At 73.4% G+C, this 18,992-nt stretch carries 17 protein-coding genes; 11 read left to right on the top strand and 6 right to left on the bottom strand.

Annotation, left to right across the window (positions count from 1 at the left end; translation table 11 throughout):
• Positions 1 to 20 precede the first annotated feature (20 nt).
• The 4 genes from lysS (at position 21) to EV376_RS03560 (ending at position 6,148) form a co-directional block, all read left to right on the top strand.
• Entirely contained in the window at positions 21 to 1,529 is a 1,509-nt protein-coding gene (lysS, locus tag EV376_RS03575) for a lysine--tRNA ligase (protein ID WP_130320727.1), read from the top strand.
• A 115-nt stretch (positions 1,530 to 1,644) separates the two neighbouring features.
• Positions 1,645 to 1,995 (top strand): histone-like nucleoid-structuring protein Lsr2, encoded by a 351-nt coding sequence (locus EV376_RS03570; protein WP_165437944.1) that lies wholly within the window; start codon positions 1,645 to 1,647, stop codon positions 1,993 to 1,995.
• 482 nt (positions 1,996 to 2,477) lie between these two features.
• Positions 2,478 to 5,015, top strand: a complete 2,538-nt coding sequence (locus tag EV376_RS03565; protein WP_130320725.1) for an ATP-dependent Clp protease ATP-binding subunit — start codon at positions 2,478 to 2,480, stop codon at positions 5,013 to 5,015.
• A 482-nt stretch (positions 5,016 to 5,497) separates the two neighbouring features.
• Positions 5,498 to 6,148 carry a C39 family peptidase gene (locus EV376_RS03560; RefSeq protein WP_130320724.1) on the top strand — a complete coding sequence of 217 codons (651 nt, stop codon included), beginning with the start codon at positions 5,498 to 5,500 and terminating at the stop codon, positions 6,146 to 6,148.
• Between the two features lie 507 nt (positions 6,149 to 6,655).
• On the opposite strand, the gene EV376_RS03555 is transcribed toward EV376_RS03560, so the two are convergent.
• Entirely contained in the window at positions 6,656 to 7,555 is a 900-nt protein-coding gene (locus EV376_RS03555) for an HhH-GPD family protein (RefSeq protein WP_130320723.1), read from the bottom strand.
• A gap of 149 nt (positions 7,556 to 7,704) precedes the next feature.
• Here EV376_RS03555 and EV376_RS03550 point away from each other — a divergent pair, with 149 nt between their 5' ends.
• The 3 genes from EV376_RS03550 to EV376_RS03540 all read left to right on the top strand — a co-directional run bounded on the left by EV376_RS03550 (position 7,705) and on the right by EV376_RS03540 (position 9,640).
• A complete protein-coding gene (locus EV376_RS03550; RefSeq protein ID WP_130320722.1) occupies positions 7,705 to 8,217 on the top strand; it encodes an ACT domain-containing protein in 513 nt (170 codons plus the stop codon).
• The gene (locus tag EV376_RS03545; RefSeq protein WP_130320721.1) at positions 8,214 to 8,777 is read left to right on the top strand and encodes a peptide deformylase; all 564 of its coding nucleotides are present in this window, start codon (positions 8,214 to 8,216) and stop codon (positions 8,775 to 8,777) included. The genes EV376_RS03550 and EV376_RS03545 overlap by 4 nt, the downstream gene beginning before the upstream one ends.
• Positions 8,778 to 8,923: 146 nt before the next feature.
• Positions 8,924 to 9,640, top strand: coding sequence for a hypothetical protein (locus EV376_RS03540; RefSeq protein ID WP_130320720.1), 717 nt, complete (start codon positions 8,924 to 8,926; stop codon positions 9,638 to 9,640).
• 174 nt (positions 9,641 to 9,814) lie between these two features.
• On the opposite strand, the gene disA is transcribed toward EV376_RS03540, so the two are convergent.
• The 4 genes from disA to EV376_RS03520 all read right to left on the bottom strand — a co-directional run bounded on the left by disA (position 9,815) and on the right by EV376_RS03520 (position 14,372).
• A complete protein-coding gene (gene disA / locus EV376_RS03535) occupies positions 9,815 to 10,990 on the bottom strand; it encodes a DNA integrity scanning diadenylate cyclase DisA (RefSeq protein WP_130320719.1) in 1,176 nt (391 codons plus the stop codon).
• Positions 10,991 to 11,121: 131 nt separating this feature from the next.
• Positions 11,122 to 12,576 (bottom strand): DNA repair protein RadA, encoded by a 1,455-nt coding sequence (gene radA, locus EV376_RS03530; protein WP_130320718.1) that lies wholly within the window; start codon positions 12,574 to 12,576, stop codon positions 11,122 to 11,124.
• A 90-nt stretch (positions 12,577 to 12,666) separates the two neighbouring features.
• On the bottom strand, positions 12,667 to 13,374 hold the full coding sequence (locus EV376_RS03525) for a hypothetical protein (RefSeq protein WP_130320717.1): 708 nt from the start codon (positions 13,372 to 13,374) through the stop codon (positions 12,667 to 12,669).
• Between the two features lie 137 nt (positions 13,375 to 13,511).
• Complete coding sequence (locus EV376_RS03520; protein WP_130320716.1) at positions 13,512 to 14,372, bottom strand: UbiA family prenyltransferase; 861 nt, start codon at positions 14,370 to 14,372, stop codon at positions 13,512 to 13,514.
• Between the two features lie 46 nt (positions 14,373 to 14,418).
• Here EV376_RS03520 and EV376_RS03515 point away from each other — a divergent pair, with 46 nt between their 5' ends.
• The 4 genes from EV376_RS03515 to EV376_RS03500 are packed head-to-tail and all read left to right on the top strand — an operon-like array spanning position 14,419 to position 18,056.
• On the top strand, positions 14,419 to 15,150 hold the full coding sequence (locus EV376_RS03515) for a methyltransferase domain-containing protein (RefSeq protein WP_130320715.1): 732 nt from the start codon (positions 14,419 to 14,421) through the stop codon (positions 15,148 to 15,150).
• A 44-nt stretch (positions 15,151 to 15,194) separates the two neighbouring features.
• The gene (locus EV376_RS03510) at positions 15,195 to 16,358 is read left to right on the top strand and encodes an acyl-CoA dehydrogenase family protein (protein ID WP_130320714.1); all 1,164 of its coding nucleotides are present in this window, start codon (positions 15,195 to 15,197) and stop codon (positions 16,356 to 16,358) included.
• 34 nt (positions 16,359 to 16,392) lie between these two features.
• Positions 16,393 to 17,442, top strand: coding sequence for a type III polyketide synthase (locus EV376_RS03505; protein ID WP_130320713.1), 1,050 nt, complete (start codon positions 16,393 to 16,395; stop codon positions 17,440 to 17,442).
• Between the two features lie 23 nt (positions 17,443 to 17,465).
• Entirely contained in the window at positions 17,466 to 18,056 is a 591-nt protein-coding gene (locus EV376_RS03500) for a hypothetical protein (RefSeq protein WP_130320712.1), read from the top strand.
• A 7-nt stretch (positions 18,057 to 18,063) separates the two neighbouring features.
• Here the strand turns inward: EV376_RS03500 and EV376_RS03495 are convergent, their stop codons facing one another.
• Positions 18,064 to 18,753, bottom strand: a complete 690-nt coding sequence (locus EV376_RS03495; RefSeq protein WP_130320711.1) for a hypothetical protein — start codon at positions 18,751 to 18,753, stop codon at positions 18,064 to 18,066.
• Positions 18,754 to 18,992 lie beyond the last annotated feature (239 nt).

Genomic DNA, 18,992 nt, shown 5'->3' with positions numbered 1-18,992 from the left:
TCCCGCCGAGGAAGCGTGCCGTGACCGAGCAGAACGCCGTGCCAGTCGATCCCGCCGACGACCTTCCCGAGCAGATGAAGGTCCGCCGGGAGAAGCGGGACCGGATGCTCGCCGAGGGCGTCGAGCCGTACCCGCTCGGCTACCCGCGGACCAGCAGCCTGGCGGAGATCCGGCAGAGGTACGCGGACCTGCCCACCGACACGGCCACCGGCGACCGGGTCTCGGTCACCGGCCGGGTGATCTTCATCCGCAACACCGGCAAGCTCTGTTTCGCCACCCTCCGGGACGGCGACGGCACCGAGCTGCAGGCGATGTTCTCCCTGGACCGGGTCGGCGCCCAGCGGCTGGAGGACTGGAAGCGGCTCGTCGACCTCGGCGACCTCGTCGGGGTGACCGGTGAGGTGATCACCAGCCGGCGCGGCGAGCTGTCCGTGCTGGCCTCGGAGTGGGCGGTCACCGCCAAGGCTCTCCGCCCGCTGCCGGTGGCGCACAAGCCGCTGAGCGAGGAGGCCCGGGTCCGCCAGCGCTACGTGGACCTCATCGTCCGCCCGCAGGCGCGCCAGATGGTGCGGACCCGCGCGACCGCCGTCCGTAGCCTCCGGGAATCGCTGCACGAGCGGGCTTTCATCGAGGTGGAGACCCCGATGCTCCAGTTGCTGCACGGTGGAGCCGCCGCCCGCCCATTCGTGACCCACAGCAATGCGTTGGGCACAGATCTCTATCTGCGAATCGCGCCGGAACTGTTTCTCAAGCGCGCGCTGGTCGGCGGCGTCGACCGGGTCTTCGAGATCAACCGCAACTTCCGTAATGAGGGCATCGACTCCTCGCACTCGCCCGAGTTCGCGATGCTGGAGGCGTACGAGGCGTACGGCAACTACGACACGATCGGCGAGTTGACGCGCTATCTCGTCCAGCAGGCCGCCGTCGCGGTCGCCGGCTCAACCGTGGTGACCCACGCCGACGGTCGGGAGTTCGACCTCGGTGGTGAGTGGCGTTCGGTGACCCTGTTCGGATCCCTTTCCGAGGCGCTCGGCGAAGAGGTCACGGTCCGCACCGAGCGGGCGCGCCTGGTCGAGTACGCCGACAAGGTCGGCCTGGCCGTCGACCCGAAGTGGGGGCCCGGCAAGCTCGCCGAGGAACTGTTCGAAGAACTGGTCGTGCCCGGCCTCCAGGAGCCCACCTTCGTCCGCGACTACCCGGAGGAGACCAGCCCACTCGTGCGGGCCCACCGCGCCGAGCCGGGCCTGACCGAGAAGTGGGACCTCTACGTCCTCGGCTTCGAGCTGGGCACGGGCTACTCGGAGCTGGTGGATCCGGTGGTCCAGCGGGAGCGCCTGCTGGCGCAGGCGCAGCTCGCGGCGCGCGGCGACGACGAGGCCATGCGGCTTGACGAGGACTTTCTCCGGGCCATGGAGTACGGAATGCCGCCCGCCGGTGGCATGGGAATGGGAATCGACCGGCTTCTGATGGCACTGACCGGCCTGGGAATTCGGGAAACGATCCTGTTCCCGCTGGTCCGGCCCGAGTGACCGGTCGACCTTCCCCGGCTGTTTACCGCATCCTATTGACGCGCCGAGCGTCATACAGGTTATTGTGCTCTTGCGAGTTCGCAGGCGCACCCCCTGCTTGAAAGGAATGTGGGACGTGGCCAAGCAGATCATTCATAAGCTGGTCGATGACCTGGACGGCGGGGACGCTGACGAGACCGTCAAGTTCGCCCTCGACGGTGTTCAGTACGAGATCGACCTGTCGGCCGCCAACGCCGAGAAATTGCGTGACGTATTCGCGCCGTACATCGCCCACGGCACGAAGGTGGGTCGGGGCGGCGTGGTCGTGGGTGGCCGGGCCGCCCGCGGCCGGGGCGGCGCGACCGCCGACCGGGAGCAGAACAAGGCGATCCGAGCCTGGGCCAAGAAGGCCGGCAAGGAGATCTCGGACCGGGGCCGCATCCCGCAGGAGATCGTCGACGAGTACCACGCCCGCGCCGGCCACTGACCGGCGCGAGACCTGACGCCGGCCCGGAGCACCGCTCCGGGCCGGCGTCGTCGTTTCCGTGGGCAGCCGCCAGCGCCTGGCTGGCGAGCCGGTGCCACCGGTGGATCCGTGGCTCGACCGCGGGAAGAAATCCCCGGGGGCCCGCGTTGTCCACAGCCGGTGGAGATTCTGTCCACAGCCTGTGGATGAGTCCCGGCGACCCGGACCGGAGTCGCGCGGCGCCCCGACCGTCCCAGAGGACGGTGTGCGGCGGTCTCCGAATTTCGCTCTGCGCGTAGCGGTGGGGCTACCGGAACACCTACTGAGCGCGGACGGTTGTGCAAAACGACGCGTACCCGGCATTTGGCGGAGACACACGACCTCAGCTGAGTCGGTCCGCGGCGATAGAGTAATGAGGCACGGACGCCGTCCCGGACGTCCGCGCACCGGCCCCGCCAAGATCTAGACCATCAAGGCGCACGGCACGTGAGGAGCACGAGGGCATGTTCGAGCGGTTCACCGACCGAGCGCGACGGGTTGTCGTCCTGGCCCAGGAAGAGGCCCGGATGCTCAACCACAACTACATCGGTACGGAGCACATCCTGCTGGGCCTGATCCACGAGGGTGAGGGTGTCGCGGCAAAGGCCCTGGAGAGCCTCGGCATCTCCCTCGAGGGCGTCCGTCAGCAGGTCGAGGAGATCATCGGCCAGGGTCAGCAGGCGCCGAGCGGGCACATCCCGTTCACGCCGCGGGCCAAGAAGGTGCTGGAGCTGTCGCTGCGCGAGGCGCTGCAGCTCGGCCACAACTACATCGGCACGGAGCACATCCTGCTCGGTCTGATCCGCGAGGGTGAGGGCGTTGCCGCCCAGGTGCTGGTCAAGCTCGGTGCGGACCTCAACCGGGTCCGCCAGCAGGTGATCCAGCTGCTCTCCGGCTACCAGGGCAAGGAGCCGGCCGCGGCGGGCGCCGCGCCGGGCGAGGCCGCGCCGTCGACCAGCCTGGTGCTGGACCAGTTCGGCCGCAACCTGACCCAGGCCGCCCGCGAGGGCAAGCTCGACCCGGTCATCGGGCGCGAGAAGGAAATCGAGCGGGTCATGCAGGTGCTCTCCCGCCGTACCAAGAACAACCCGGTCCTGATCGGTGAGCCCGGCGTCGGCAAGACCGCCGTCGTCGAGGGCCTCTCCCAGAAGATCATCAAGGGCGAGGTGCCCGAGACGCTGAAGGACAAGCAGCTCTACACCCTCGACCTCGGTGCCCTGGTGGCCGGCTCCCGCTACCGCGGTGACTTCGAGGAGCGCCTCAAGAAGGTGCTCAAGGAAATCCGCACCCGGGGCGACATCATCCTGTTCATCGACGAGATCCACACCCTGGTCGGTGCGGGTGCCGCCGAGGGCGCGATCGACGCCGCCAGCATCCTCAAGCCGATGCTGGCCCGTGGCGAGCTGCAGACCATCGGCGCCACGACCCTCGACGAGTACCGCAAGCACCTGGAGAAGGACGCCGCGCTGGAGCGCCGCTTCCAGCCGATCCAGGTGGGTGAGCCGTCGCTGGCCCACACCATCGAGATACTGAAGGGCCTGCGGGACCGGTACGAGGCGCACCACCGCGTCAGCATCACCGACGCCGCGCTGGTCGCCGCGGCCACCCTGGCCGACCGGTACATCTCCGACCGCTTCCTGCCGGACAAGGCGATCGACCTGATCGACGAGGCCGGCGCCCGGATGCGGATCCGGCGGATGACCGCGCCGCCAGACCTGCGCGACTTCGACGAGCGCATCGCCCACGTGCGCCGCGACAAGGAGTCCGCGATCGACGCGCAGGACTTCGAGCGCGCCGCCCAGCTGCGCGACAAGGAGAAGCAGCTGCTCGGCCAGAAGGCCCAGCGGGAGAAGGAGTGGAAGGCCGGCGACCTGGACGTCGTCAGCGAGGTCGACGACGAGCAGATCGCCGAGGTGCTCGGCAACTGGACGGGCATCCCGGTCTACAAGCTGACCGAGGAGGAGACCTCGCGCCTGCTGCGCATGGAGGACGAGCTGCACAAGCGCGTCATCGGCCAGGAGGACGCGGTCAAGGCGGTCTCGAAGGCGATCCGGCGTACCCGGGCCGGCCTGAAGGACCCGAAGCGCCCGTCCGGCTCGTTCATCTTCGCCGGCCCGTCCGGCGTCGGTAAGACCGAGCTGTCCAAGGCGCTCGCCGAGTTCCTGTTCGGCAGCGAGGACGCGCTGATCCAGCTGGACATGTCCGAGTTCCACGACCGGTACACGGTCTCCCGGCTGGTGGGTGCCCCTCCCGGCTACGTCGGTTACGACGAGGGCGGGCAGCTGACCGAGAAGGTGCGACGTCGGCCGTTCTCGGTGGTCCTCTTCGACGAGATCGAGAAGGCCCACCCGGACGTCTTCAACACGCTCCTCCAGATCCTGGAGGACGGGCGTCTCACCGACGGCCAGGGCCGGATCGTGGACTTCAAGAACACGGTCATCATCCTGACCACCAACCTCGGTACGCGGGACGTCGCCAAGGCGGTGTCGCTGGGCTTCCAGGCCTCTGAGGACTCCGAGTCGAACTACGACCGGATGAAGCAGAAGGTCAACGACGAGCTCAAGCAGCACTTCCGGCCCGAGTTCCTCAACCGGATCGACGACACCATCGTCTTCCACCAGCTGCGTCAGCAGGAGATCCTGTCGATCGTCGACATCATGATCTCCCGCATCGAGGCCCAGCTGAGGAACAAGGACATGGGCCTGGAGCTGACCGAGAACGCCAAGAAGTACCTGGCGGTCAAGGGCTTCGACCCGGTGCTGGGCGCGCGGCCGCTGCGTCGCACGATCCAGCGCGACATCGAGGACAACCTGTCCGAGCGGATCCTCTTCAACGAGCTGACCCCGGGTCAGATCGTCGTGGTGGACTGCGAGGGCGACCCGAACAACATCGACAAGTCCAAGCTCGTCTTCCGCGGAGCGGAGAAGCCGGTCGAGGTGCCGGACGCCGTCCCGGCCGACCTCGGCGGCACCGCCGCCACGGGGGCGGACGACGCGGCGTAAGTCGGGCAGGTCTGGAACGGGCGACGGCCCGGTGGCGGAAGCCACCGGGCCGTCGCCCGTTCCGCTCCCGCGTGGTCGACTCCGGTTCGGGTGCATCGGCGTGCCGCGGCGACTCCCGTGCCCCGGCGTCGCGTGTCGGGCTGATTCGCCGCCTGGCATGCGGTGTGCGGTTTCCGCCGGACATCCCGGGCGCGGTTGTCCGGTTTGGGGTGCGGTGTCGGGTGGTGGGGGTCACCCGGGTCGTGGAATGGGTGGGTGGGCCGGGTCGTTGTACATGGTCGTGACCGCGGGACCCTGGCCCCGCCCCCGTCTCGGGGTGGCCGGCCGCCGGGAATGACCCGGGACCCCCGACGGTTACATCTCCCCGGACCCCCGGAGCACCCCGGCCGGGCTGGTCCCTTCTTGATCCACCTTTCCTGACCGCGCCGCACGGCATCCCCCCTCGCCGGTGGCGTGTACCCCCGAGTGAAAGGGCTTCGATCATGCGTACCGATCTGCTGCGTAAGACCGTGCTGACCACCGCTGGTGTCCTCGTCACCGGCGGCGCGGTGGCCGCCCCCGCGACCGCCGTGTTCGCCGCCCCCACCACCGACAAGCCGGCGGCCGTGCAGGCCGACCGCAAGGGCGAGCGGGAACTGCGGGTGGACTACCAGGCACAGCCGAACTTCTACTACTGCGGCCCGGCCGCGGCCCGTAACGCCCTGTCCGTGCAGGGCAAGGACATCGACGTCGACTCGATGGCCGAGCGGATGGGCACCACCGAGGCCGGCACCAACTCGATCAACGACATCACCCCGGTACTGAACAAGGAGACCGGTAAGGACGTCTACCGCAGCGTCGAGATCAGCTCGCCGCGCGCCGACGACAAGCAGACCGACAAGCTGCGCGCCGACATCGTGCGCACCATCGACGACGGCCGGGCCGTGGTGGCCAACATCGCCGGCACCGCCACCGACGTCGACGGCGGCCTGCACTCCTTCGAGGGCGGACACTACATCTCCGTGACCGGCTACCGCGACAGCGGCCACGAGGTCAAGATCGCCGACTCGGCGAACCCGAACACCGCCGAGTACTGGATCACCACCGACGCCCTCGCCGACTGGATCGCCACCCGCGGCTACTCCACCAACTGACACCCGCACCACCCACCAACGGGCCGGCCCCCACCAGGGGCCGGCCCGTTCGCCATCCCCACCCCCGCCTCCCCCCAAGGAGACGACAACATCAGCGAAGACATCCCCCCAACACCGACCGAAGCAGCACCTTCCCCGAAACTGCTACCTTGCCGCCCTGCCGCCCTGCCGCCCTGCGGCCCTGCCGTGCCGTGCCGCACTGCCGTGCTGCCGTGCCGCGGTGGCGCACTGCCGTGCCCGCACTGCCGTGCCCGCACTGCCGTGCCGTGCTGCCGTGCCGCGCTGCCGTGCCCGCGCTGCCACCACTGGCCCGACCCGGGCCGGGCGGCGCTCACCGCCTGCCGGCGTGGCCCTTTGCGACATCGGCCAGGTCACCGCGGGGGTGACCGGGCGCACGGCGGGCGTGCCGGTGCGACCGCGCGCGAGGAGTGCGGCGCAGGCGGTGGACGCCTCGCCCGAGGTCACGGGTGCATCCCGGGCCGGCGCGGGCGGGCGGCCCGGGGTGGGTCAGGCGACCGGGACCGGTGGACCGTCGCCGACCAGGCGGAAGGACATCGCGCCGACCGGCTCGACCAGCCCGTCGTCCACCAGCGCGGCCAGCGCCCGGGACCGCTGCACGTCGTCGGCCCACACCTGGTCGAGACGTTGCCGGGGCACCGGCGCGGTGGCCTCCCGGAGGACGGCGAGCAGCAGTCCGCGTACCTGACGGTCGGTGCCCGCGTACCGCTGGGGACGCCGGGTGGGGCCGGCGGGCGCTTCCTGCCCGGAGGCGCGCCACGCGCACACCGCCTCGACCGGGCAGATCGCGCAGTGCGGTGACCTCGCGGTGCAGACCATCGCGCCCAGCTCCATGAACGCCGCGCTGGCCAGCGCGGCGGCGGCCGGCTCCGCCGGCAGCAGCTCCTCGGTCGCGACGAGGTCGGCGGGACGGGTGGTCGAGCCGGCGTCCGGCTCGCCGCCGACCGCCCGGCAGACCACCCGCCGTACGTTGGTGTCCACCACCGGATGCCGCTGTCCGTACGCGAAGGCCGCCACCGCCCGGGCGGTGTACGTGCCGACGCCCGGCAACGCCAGCAGCTGCTCCAACCGGTCCGGGACCTGCCCGCCGTGCCGTTCCACGATCGCCACCGCGCACTCCCGCAGCCGTACCGCCCGTCGCGGGTAGCCGAGCCGTCCCCACATCCGGATCGCCTCGGCCGGCGTGTCGGCCGCCAGGTGCGCCGGCTCGGGCCAGCGCGCCAGCCACGCCTCCCAGGCGGGCACCACCCGGACGACCGGAGTCTGCTGGAGCATCACCTCGCTCACGAGGATGGCCCACGGGGTGACGTCGGGGCGACGCCAGGGTAGGTCGCGGGCGTTGCGCTCGTACCACCGGCTGACCAGGTCGGCGAAGGTCGGTTCAGTCATCGCGCCGCCGATCATGTCACGGGCCGGGCCGGATCCCGACGGCGCGCCCGGCGGCTCCGAGCGCGACGACCGCGCCCGCCTGTCCCGGTCACTGGCCACCGGGGCAGGTCCCGCGACGCGGCGCGGGGCCGGTCGGGGAGAATGCCGGCATGAACGAGCTCGCCATCACCGTCATCGGCCGGGACCGGCCGGGCATCGTGGCCGACGTCGCCGAGGCGCTCGCCCGCCTCGGCGCGAATCTCACCGACAGCACGATGACGCGGCTGCGGGGCCACTTCGCGATGACCCTGATCTGTGTGGGCCCCGGCGCGGCCGAGGTTGAGGCGGCGCTGGCACCGCTGGCCGCCGACGGCCAACTGCTGGCGACCGTACGTGAGGTGACGGCGGACGGCGAGGCGGTGCCGAGCGGCGAGCCGTACGTGATGGCGGTGCACGGGGCGGACCGGATGGGCATCGTCGCCGCCATGACCCGGGTGCTCGCCGAGGCGGGCGGCAACGTCACCGACCTGAGCACCCGGCTGGCGGGCTCGCTCTACGTCGTCGTCGCCGAGGTGGACCTGCCGCCGGGGGCGGCCGAGAAGGCGGCGGGGCGGCTCGCGTCGGCCGCCGCCGACCTGGGCGTCGGCGTCACTCTCCGGCCGGCCGATCCGGACGTGCTGTGAGCGGGGAGGAGTACGCCGGCCTGGGCGACTGGACACCCGACGTCCTGGGCGTGCCGGGCGAGGTGCGGGCGGTCGTGTCCGCCCCGGCCACGGTTCTCGGCCGGGCCGGCGAGGAGGTCGACCCGACCGCCGAGGAGACCGTACGCCTCGCCGCCGACCTGGTCGCCACCATGCGGGTGTCGCCCGGCTGCGTCGGTCTGGCCGCGCCGCAGATCGGTGTCGGCGCGCAGGTGTTCGCGGTGGACGTCACCGGTCATCCGAAGGCCGCCACGGTGCACGGCACCTTCGTGCTGTGCAACGCGACGGTGGTGGAGGCCAGCCGGTGGAAGGTCGGCCGTGAGGGCTGCATGTCCGTACCGGACCTGACGGGCGACGTGAAGCGGGCCGGCCGGGTGGTGGTGGAGGGTGCGCTGCCGGGGACCGGGAAGGTGGTCCGGCTGGCGACCGACGCGTTCGAGGCGCGTGCGCTGCAACACGAGATCGACCACTGCGCGGGTCTGCTCTTCCTCGATCGGGTCGCCGGCGCACACGCCGTGTACCAGCGCAAGGTCTACCTCTGACGGCCGGTGGCCGGCACCGTGCGTCGCCGGGGAAGCACCCTGGGCGGCCCTGACTGTCGTGAGTGGAGGATCGCTCCGATGAGCTGCCGACGGCCCGGCGCGTCGCTGCGGTACGCCGTGCGTGGCGCCGCTACGGTGGGGGCATCATGCGTCTGACGGTCGGCCCACTGCCCCCCGCCGTTTACTGGCGGCGTCGTGCCGTCGTGCTCGGAGCGGTGCTTCTCCTCCTGATTGTCGTCCTCTACTCGTGCAACGGTACGGACGACGGCTCCGGCCGCTCGGGCGGGAGCGCGTCGTCGTCCGGCGCGACGCCCGAGCCCACCGGTTCGGTACTCACACCGCGGACGGGCACCCCGTCACCGGGCGACGGCTCCGGCGACGCGGGCGGGGAGGGCCCGTCCGCCACCCCGTCGTCGGAGGAGACCACGACGAACGGCCCGGTCCCGGTCGCCCCGGTCGCCGACGCGGGCACCTGCACCGACGCGGAGATCAAGGTGACCGCCGTCGCCCGACCCGCCACCGTGGGCCGCGGCGCGGCCGTCGACCTGCAGCTGAAGATCAGGAACAGTTCGGACCGGACGTGCAGCCGGGACGTCGGCGCCGACCTGCAGGAGCTGTTCATCAAGTCCGGCGCCGCGAAGGTCTGGTCCTCCGACACCTGTGGCACCGGCAAGGGTTCCGACGTGCAGTCGTTCACGCCCAACTTCGAGCGCTCCTACCAGCTCACCTGGAACGGCAAGGACGCCACCCGCTGCGCTGGCGGCGTGGCCGCCGGGCCCGTCCCGCCCGCCGGCACCTACCAGGTGCTGGCGCGGGTCGGCACCAAGCTCAGCGAACCGGTGCGACTGACCATCACCGGCTGACGCGGGAACCGGGTGCCGGGCCGACCGCTCCAGGCTCCCGGCATCGAGGGGCCGGCAGGAGCGTCCGCCCGACCTGGATCGAGGGCTGCCCGGACCACCCCGCCCAGATCGAGGGCCGACCGGAGCGCCTCCGGCCCGGATCGAGGGCCGGCCCAGCCGTGCCGGTGCCGGCCGTCAGACGTAGCGTTCGAGGATCGACGCCTCGGCGAGCCGGGACAGGCCCTCCCGGACGCCCCGGGCGCGGGCGTCCCCGACTCCCTCGACGGCCTGGAGATCCTCCACGGTCGCGCCGAGCAGCCGCTGGAGGCTCCCGAAGTGCCCCACCAGGCGGTCGACGATCGCCACCGGCAGCCGCGGCACCTTGGCCAGCAGCCGGAACCCCCGCGGGCTGACCGCGGCGTCGAGCGCGTCGGAGGCGGCCGGATAGCCGATCGCCTTGGCGACCGCGACCAGGTCGATCAGCTCGGTCGCGGTCAGCAGATCCAGCTCGACCAGCGCCTCGTCGAGGGTGCGTGACTTGCGGCCGGCGGGCAGGTAATCCCGGATCACCAGGGTGCGGTCGGCGTCCACGCCGGCCATCAACTCGTCGAGCTGGAGGGCGAGCAGGCGACCGTCCGTGCCCAGCTCGACCACGTAACCGGCGATCTCGTCGGCGATCCGGCGGACCATCTCGAGCCGCTGGACGACGGCGACCGCGTCCCGGACGGTGACCAGATCCTCGATCTCCAGGGCCGACAGGGTGCCGGAGACCTCGTCCAGCCGCAGCTTGTACCGTTCGAGGGTGGCGAGGGCCTGGTTGGCCCGGGAGAGGATCGCGGCCGAGTCGTCCAGCACGTGCCGCTGGCCGTTGACGTAGAGGCTGATGATCCGCATGGACTGGCTCACCGAGATGACCGGGTAGCCGGTCTGCCGGGCCACCCGCTCCGCCGTGCGGTGCCGGGTGCCGGACTCCTCGGTGGGAATGGAGGGGTCGGGCATCAGGTGCACCGCGGCCCGGACGATCCTTGTGCCGTCGCTGGACAGCACCACCGCGCCGTCCATCTTGCACAGCTCCCGGACCCGGGTCGCGGAGAACTCCACGTCGAGCGGAAAGCCGCCGGTGCAGAGGCTCTCGACGACCTTGTCGTACCCCAGGACGATCAGGGCGCCCGTGCGCCCGCGCAGGATCCGCTCCAGACCGTCGCGCAGGGCGGTGCCCGGCGCCATCAGGGCCAGGTTGGCGCGCAGCGGGTCGCCGACCGCGCCTCCGGTCACGTTCACGCTGATCGGACGGGCGGGCGAACCCACGGCGCCGGTGCGGGCGTGGGGTGTCGCGCCGGCAGGCTTGGTGGTGTCGCGGTCGATCGGCACGGGCACAGTCTACGGACTGCCCTGCGGTGGGTGCTGTCGTGGTTACTGTGATGTGTCACGATGCCGCGCTCCGACCCGACCGCACCACCTGTCCGGGCTGACCCGGTATCGCCCTCGGGGTCCGTGCTCGGTCACTCCGCGGACGCCCTCGCCACCGCCTGGAGGGCCGCCCGGACGTCCGTGACCTCGATCACCCGCATCTGCTCGGTGCGCACGCCGGTGCTCTCCGGACCGCAACCGGGCGGCACGAGCGCCAGCCGGAAGCCGAGCCGGGCCGCCTCGGCCAGCCGGCGAGGTACGGCACCGATCCGCCGCACCTCGCCGGTGAGGCCGACCTCCCCGATCGCCACCAGGTGCGGGGCGATCGCGAGATTCAGCCCGCCGGAGGCGACCGCGAGGGCGACGGCCAGATCGGCGGCCGGCTCGACGACCCGGATCCCCCCGACGGTGGCCGCGAAGACCTCCCGGTCGTGCAGCGTCAGCCGCTCGGTGCGCCGCTGAAGCACCGCCAGCACCATGGCCAGCCGGGCCGAGTCGAGGCCCGAGACCGTACGCCTCGGCGACCCGGCCACCGTCGCACCGATCAACGCCTGCACCTCGGTGACCAGGGCCCGGCGCCCCTCCATCGCCACCGTCACGCAGGTGCCCGGCACCGGCTCCGAGTAGCGGGTCAGGAAGAGCCCGGACGGGTCGGCCAGGCTGCTGATGCCGCCCTCGTGCATCTCGAAGCAGCCGACCTCGTCGGCGGCGCCGAACCGGTTCTTCACACCGCGCACCATCCGCAGCGACGAGTGCTTGTCGCCCTCGAAGTGCAGCACCACGTCGACCAGGTGCTCCAGGACGCGAGGGCCCGCCACCTGCCCGTCCTTGGTGACGTGCCCCACCAGCACCGTCGCGATGCCGCGCTCCTTGGCGACCGCCACCAGCGCGGCAGTCACCGCGCGGACCTGGGTGACGCCACCGGGCACCCCCTCGGTGCCGGTGGTGGAGATCGTCTGCACCGAGTCGAGCACCAGCAGGCCGGGCTTGACGGCGTCGAGGTGACCGAGCACCGCCGCGAGATCGCTCTCGGCGGCCAGGTAGAGCTGGTCGTCCAGCGCGCCCATCCGCTCGGCGCGCAGCCGGACCTGGCTGACCGACTCCTCACCGCTGACCACCAGGGACGGGCTGCCGCCACCGGCGGCCCACTGCTGCGCGACGTCGAGCAGCAGGGTGGACTTGCCGACCCCGGGCTCCCCGGCGAGCAGCACCACCGCACCCGGGACCAAGCCGCCGCCGAGCACCCGGTCGAGCTCGCTCACCCCGGTCGGGCGGGCCCGGGCCGGGGCGGCGCTGATGGTGGCGATGGGGCGGGCCGGCTCGGCCGGCATCCGGGAGCTGACCACCCGGCCGGAGACGGTCGGGCCGGTCAGCGTGCACTCGACGACCGAGCCCCACTCGCCGCACTCCGGGCAGCGCCCGACCCACTTGGGCGGCTGGTGGCCGCAGGCGTCGCACTCGTAGGCCGGGCGGGGCTCGCGGGCGCCGGCACGGCCGCGCCCGCCGGTCGCGCCGGCGCGCGGGGAGGTGGATCGTGAGGTGGTCACACCGGGGACGTTAGACCCCGGGTACGACGCGGACACCGCCGGCGTGGCGGTGTCGCACCAGCGCCGGCGGTGTCATGGATCACGGGTGGCTCAGTGCCCGGCGCCGCCCTCGCCGCCGTGCCCCTCCTGGCCCTCGTAGCCGCCCTCACGTTCGATGATCGGGGACGGGCGGGCGGCCGGGGTCAGCGGCACGGCCACCGGGGCCGGGGCGGTGATCGTGTGACCGTTGCCGAAGTCGAAGGTCACGAAGATGTTCTGGCCGGAGCGCAGCGCCTCGTTCAGCCCGATGAGCTGCAGCACCTGCTGGCCCTCGGTGTTCAGCCGCACGTAGCTGAGCGCGGGGATGTCGATCCGGGCCGGCTGCGTGGCCGACGCGGTCGGCGACGGGCTCTCGGTGGGGCTGGCGTCCGGGCCCGGCGAGCCGGTGCCCTCCGGCGACGGCGTGGCCGACGGCGAGGGGGCGGCGGTGGCGTCGGCGCCGGTGATGACGACCTCGCGGGCGTCGTCGGTGGTGACGGTGACGGTGACCGGGTCCGCCGAGTCGTTGTAGATCACCGCGTTCAGGACGGCGTTCGCGCCGGCCTGGTAGCCCTCGGTGCCCGGGAAGGCGAGCAGCAGGCCGCGGACGGCGTACTCACCGTTGGCGGTCTGGACGTTCACGCCCTGGACCGACGGCACCTTGTTGGCGGTCTCCGAGACCTGGCCGGCGCCGCACCCGGACAGCAGCAGTCCGGTCGTCGCCGCCACGCCGGTAACCAGCAGGGCCGCCCGTCGGGAACCCCTGATCGAGCGCGTCACGTCGGTCCTCCTCGTCACGATCCACCCGGCCGTACGCCGGGCACGGTGGCCATGCCCGCGCAGACCGCCGTTAAGGGTAGTTGGGCCTGATCGACTGCCGCACGGCGACCCGGGGATGCCACCTGCCGGGGTGCTCGTCAGACCACCGGGCCGCTGGTGACGAGCAGGACGACGTCGACGAGGGCGATCGCCATCACCGCCCGGAAGGCAGCCACCGACCGCGCTCCGGCCCGGGCGGTCGCGCGCGCGGCGTACCAGGTCAGGGGCGGCACCACGACGGCGGCCGCCACCGCGGCGAGCCCGACCGGCGACGGTGGCCCGGGCGGCCCGAGGACCAGCGTGGCGGTCGCGGCGAGCAGCAGCCCGGCGGCGGCGGCCCGGCTCCCGGCCGGCCCGAGGCGGTGGGGCAGGCCGCGCACGCCGGTGCGGGCGTCGTCGGCGAGATCGGGCAGCACGTTCGCGAAGTGCGCACCGGCGCCGAGCAGGCCCGCGGCGGCGACCAGCCAGACCGGCGGCGCCGGCGCGCCGGGCAGCGCCAGCACGACGAAGGCGGGCAGCGAACCGAAGGAGACCGCGTAGGGGAGCACCGACAGCGGGGACGACTTCAGCGGCCAGTCGTAGAGCAGCGCGGAGACCAGGCCGGCGGTGGCGACGATCGCGGCGGGCGGGGTGGTGGCCAGCGCGAGCGCCGGCGTGGCGAGCGCGGCCACCGCGGCGGCCGAGGCCGTGGCGCGCCGGCTCACCGCGCCGGCGGCGACCGGCTTGTCGGTACGCCCCACCGCGGCGTCCCGTTCCGCGTCGAGCGCGTCGTTGGCCCAGCCGACGGCGAGCTGGCTGGCGGCCACGGTGAGCACGACGGCGAGGATGCCGGCCGGCCGGTGCCCGACCCCCCAGGCGAGCAGGCCGGCGACCGCGGTCACCGCCGCGGCCGGCTCCGGGTGGCTCGCCCGGACCAGGGCGGGCACCCGCGCGACACGCCCTAGCACTGAGAACGACATGAGGGAAGTCTGGTCGTTACCGGACAGTCGTGCCACGCTCGTGTCCATGCGAGATGCGGGCCGCACCCTGCCGCGCAACGATCCGCGCCAGTACGACGACCTGGCCGGCGAGTGGTGGCGGCCGGACGGCGTCTTCGCGATGCTGCACTGGTTGGCCGAGGCGCGGGCGGCCCTCGTGCCGGTGGCGTCCCGCCCCCGCGCCGTCCTGGTCGACCTCGGCTGCGGTGCCGGGCTGCTCGCCCCGCACCTGGCCGGCAAGGGCTACCGGCACGTGGGCGTCGACCTCACCGTCTCGGCGCTGCGCCAGGCCGCGGCGCACGGTGTGACCGTGGTCAACGCCGACGTGACCGCGGTGCCGCTGGCGGCCGGCTGCGCCGACGTGGTGGCCGCGGGCGAGCTGCTGGAGCACGTTCCCGAGTGGCGGCGCGCGGTGGCCGAGGCCTGCCGGCTGCTCCGCCCGGGCGGCCTGCTCGTCCTCGACACCCTCAACGACACCGCGCTGAGCCGCCTGGTCGCCGTCCACATCGGGGAGCGGCTGCCCACCGTGCCGCGCGGGATCCACGATCCACGGTTGTTCGTGGACGACCGCGCGCTGGTCGCCGAGTGCGCGCGGCACGGCGTGGACCTGCGGGTACGCGGCGTCCGGCCGCAGCTGGCCGGCGTGGTCGGCTGGCTGGCCCGGCGGTTGCGGGGTGCTGGCGGCGGGGCGCCGCCGCGCATCGTGCCGACCTGGTCGACGGCGGTCCTCTACCAGGGCTGGGGGGTCCGGAAGGGGTAGCCGGGCCCGGTGCGGGGGTACAGGGACGCGGAGAAGGGGGACGTATGACGCAGGCTGTGGAGGCGGCCCGCCGGTTGGCGCCGCGGTTCGCCGCCCGGGCGGCCGAGCACGACCGGGACGGCACCTTCCCGGTCGACGACTTCCGGGATCTGCGGGCGGCCGGCCTGTTCGGCCTGATGGTGCCCCGCGACCTCGGCGGCCTGGGTGCCACCTTCGCCGAGTACGCGGCGGTCGCCACCGAGCTGGCCCGGGGTAACGGCGCGACGGCCCTGGTCTTCAACATGCACGCCTCGGTGACCGGCGCGCTGGGCGCGGTGACCGAGGAGCTGGCCGAGGCGCTCGGCGTACCGGAGGAGGCGTTGGCGGCGCGGGACCGGCTGCTGCGCGCGGCGGCCGAGGGCTCCTGGTACGCGGTGGCGATGAGCGAGCGCGGCGCGGGCGCCCGGCTCTCGCAGCTCAGCACGGTCTACGAGCCGGCGGACGGCGGCTGGCGGATCAAGGGCAGCAAGACGTTCTGCTCCGGCGCCGGGCACGCCGACGGTTACCTCGTGGCCGCGCGGAGCGCCGCCGACCCGTCGGTGGTCTCCCAGTTCCTCGTGCCGGCCGGCGACGGGTTGACCGTCGAGGAGACGTGGGACTCGCTGGGCATGCGTGCCACCTCCTCGCATGATCTGCACGTGGATGTCACCGTGCCGGCCGACCGGCTGCTCGGCGGCGTGGAGGGGCTCGCCCTGGTGGTCGCGCAGCTGATGCCGCACTGGCTGGTGGCCAGCTACGCCGCCGTGTACGTCGGGGTGGCCCGGGCCGCGATCGACGCGGCGGCCGAGCACCTGAACGCCCGCAACCTCGGCGGCCTGCCGGCGGTCCGGGCCCGGCTCGGGCGGGCCGACGCGGCGGTCGCGGCGGCCGGCCTGGCGGTGGCCGAGGCGGCCCGCCGCGTCGACGAGGCGTCCGGCGACGCCGAGACCAACCGGTGGGTCTGGCGGGCGAAGCTGCTCGCCGGCACCACCGCCGCCGACGTGGCGGCGTCCGTGCTGGAGGCGGCCGGGACGGCGGCCACCCGGCGCGGGCACCCGCTCGAGCGGTTGTACCGGGACGCCCGCTGCGGCTCGCTGCACCCCGCGACGTCCGACGTCTGCGCCGACTGGCTCGGCATCGCGGCACTGGGCGGCGACCCGGACCGCGACGGGTCGGCCCCTCGTTGGTGAACGTGCAGGGCTATCACGACGAGAGGTGGGCACCGTGGCCGAGCCGGTGATCGCGGGGGTCGGTGCGGCGCACCCGCCGTCGGCCAACCAGGACGAACTGTGGGAGGGCTTCTTCTCGAAGCACTTCTCCGGTACGACGAGGGCGCTGGCCGAGCGCGTCTTCGCCAACTCCGGCGTGACCCGCCGGCAGGCCGCGGTCAACCCGTTGCTGGAGGACGTCTCCGACTGGCCGACCGAGCGGCGGATGCGCCGCTACCAGGTGGAGGCGTTGCCGCTGGGCAAGGAGGCGGTGGGCCGGGCGCTGACCGCCGCCGGCCTGGCCGCCGGGGACATCGGGCTGTTCGTGGTCTGCTCCTGCACCGGCTACGCCACCCCGGGCCTGGACATCCTGCTCGCCCGGGACCTGGGCATGGCCGCCGGGACGCAGCGCATGTTCGTCGGGCACATGGGCTGCTACGCGGCGTTGCCCGGGCTCGGCGCGGCGAGCGACTTCGTGACCGCGCGGGGCCGGCCCGCGCTGCTGCTCTGCGCCGAGCTGACCAGCCTGCACATCCAGCCCTCCACCGCTCGGGTGGACACCCAGCAGATCGTCTCCCACGCGCTCTTCTCGGACGCCGCCGTCGCCGTCGTGGTCCTGCCCGGCGGCCCGGGGTACGCGCTGCGCGAGGTCACCTCGGTCACCGACACGTCGACGGCCGACCACATGACCTGGGACGTCACCGACACCGGGTTCCGGATGGGGTTGTCACCGAAGGTGCCGCAGGTGCTCTCCAGGCACGTCCGGGGGCTGGTCGACGACCTGCTGGCCCGGCACGGCACCAGCAGGTCGGCGGTGGACGGCTGGGCGGTCCACCCGGGCGGTCCGCGCATCCTCAACGTGGTGGAGCGGGAACTGGCCCTGCCGGCGGACGGGCTGGCGGCGTCCCGGGCGACGCTGGCCGAGCACGGCAACTGCTCCTCGCCGACGGTGCTGTTGATCCTGGACCGGCTCCGCCGGGCTCCCGTACCGCCCCGGCGGGTGGTGGCGCTGGCCTTCGGCCCCGGCCTGACCCTGTACGCGGCCCTGCTCGAACGGCAGGGCTGAGCGTCGGGCGCTACCCTCGGCGCATGGACGCCGAGCCGGGGGTCCGCTGCCCGCCGATCGGAACGGGCCCCGGCGACCGGGTGCGCGGTCTGGTTCTCCTGCTGGCCGCGCTGATCGTGCTGGCGGCCGGCGGCATCTGGTGGGCCGCCCGTGTCCCGGCGGTGGCGAGCGCGCCGACGAGCGGCGTGGTGCTCCGCGACGAGCGGAGCGGCAGCCGGGTCGTCGTGGATCCGGTCACCGGCCGAACGGTCGCGGCGGGGCGCGCCGGCCTGGCGCCGGGTTCCCGGGTCGAGCCCGACGACCGCAGGTCGTGGCGTGGTGCGGTGATCTGGAGTGACCGGGCCACGATCACTCCCCGGGACGGCCTGGTCCGCCGGTCGTCGACGGCCGAGACCGGCGCCCGCCACGTGTTGCGGTTCAGCTGCACCGGCCCCGGGGAACTGCTGGTGGTGATCGACGGGGCCCGGTACGCCGGCCCGCTGACCAGCGGCTGCGGCGCGTCGGTGACGACCGCGACCGAGGTGACCGGCGCGGGCGGGCCGATTCAGGTCTCCTTCTCGACGGTCAACGACCAGCCGCTGCGGGTCGAGGCGCAGCTGATCGAGGTCCCCTGAGCCGGAGTCAGCCGGCCAGGCGGGCCAGCTCGGGTTCGTAGTCGGCGGTCGACCGGACCTCGGGTACCACCTTCACCAGCGTGCCGGTGCGGTCGACCAGCAGCGCGGTGGCCGCCCCGGCCCGGGGCGGCAGGTGCAGGAAGGCGCGTAGGCCGCCGGCCGGGTCGTCGAGCGCGCGCAGGGTCGCCCCCGTGGGCGGGGGTGGCACGTGTACCACCGGGTCGGCGTCGACGGTGACCACGGTGACTCCGGGCGGCGCCACCGAGGCGGCGCCGGTCAGCTCCGCCGCGCAGGCGCACGCGTCGGCCAGCACGATGAGCGCCGGCACCAGGCCCCGCAGCGGCACCGGCTGCCCGTCGTCGACCAGGTCGAGCGCGGGCAGGGGACGGCCGGACAGCCCGGGCGGCGGCGCGTGCGGGGCGGGCGTCGACGCCGGTGCCGCCGATCGGGGGGAGCGGGACCAGCTGACGGCGACCAGCCCGGCGAGCGTGGTGACCACGGCCACCAGGAGCACCAGCAGCGGCAGGGCGAGCGGCGGCGGCGACCCCGGCACGGCCTCCCGCGCCCGCCCGCTCAGCTCCCGGCGGACCTGCTCGGCCTCGGCCGCCAGCGCCGAGGCGTCGTCCGGTACGACCACCCGGCCCCACTCGGGGGGCAGGTCAGGCAGGCCGGGGTCGTCTGCGTCGGGCTTGCCCATCGGACCACCCCCTGGAGTTGTCTCCCGGCTCATGTCCAGCCTCCCCCACCGGGCCTCCTCCCGCTACACCTGGGCGCGTACCCGCGCCGCGGGATACCATGGGGCGAGCGCAACGCCCTTGATCTCGGGTTTCCGTCACCCGTACCGGGACGTCACAAGAGCGTCACGGAGCGTGTTCGATTCTTCGGTCTGGCGGCCTGTCAAGCTGAAGAAATCCCTCTCACAGGGCCCCTGAGCTG

The sequence above is a fragment of the Micromonospora sp. CNZ295 genome (assembly GCF_004217535.1).
This window is presented reverse-complemented; position numbering and strand designations above follow the sequence as displayed.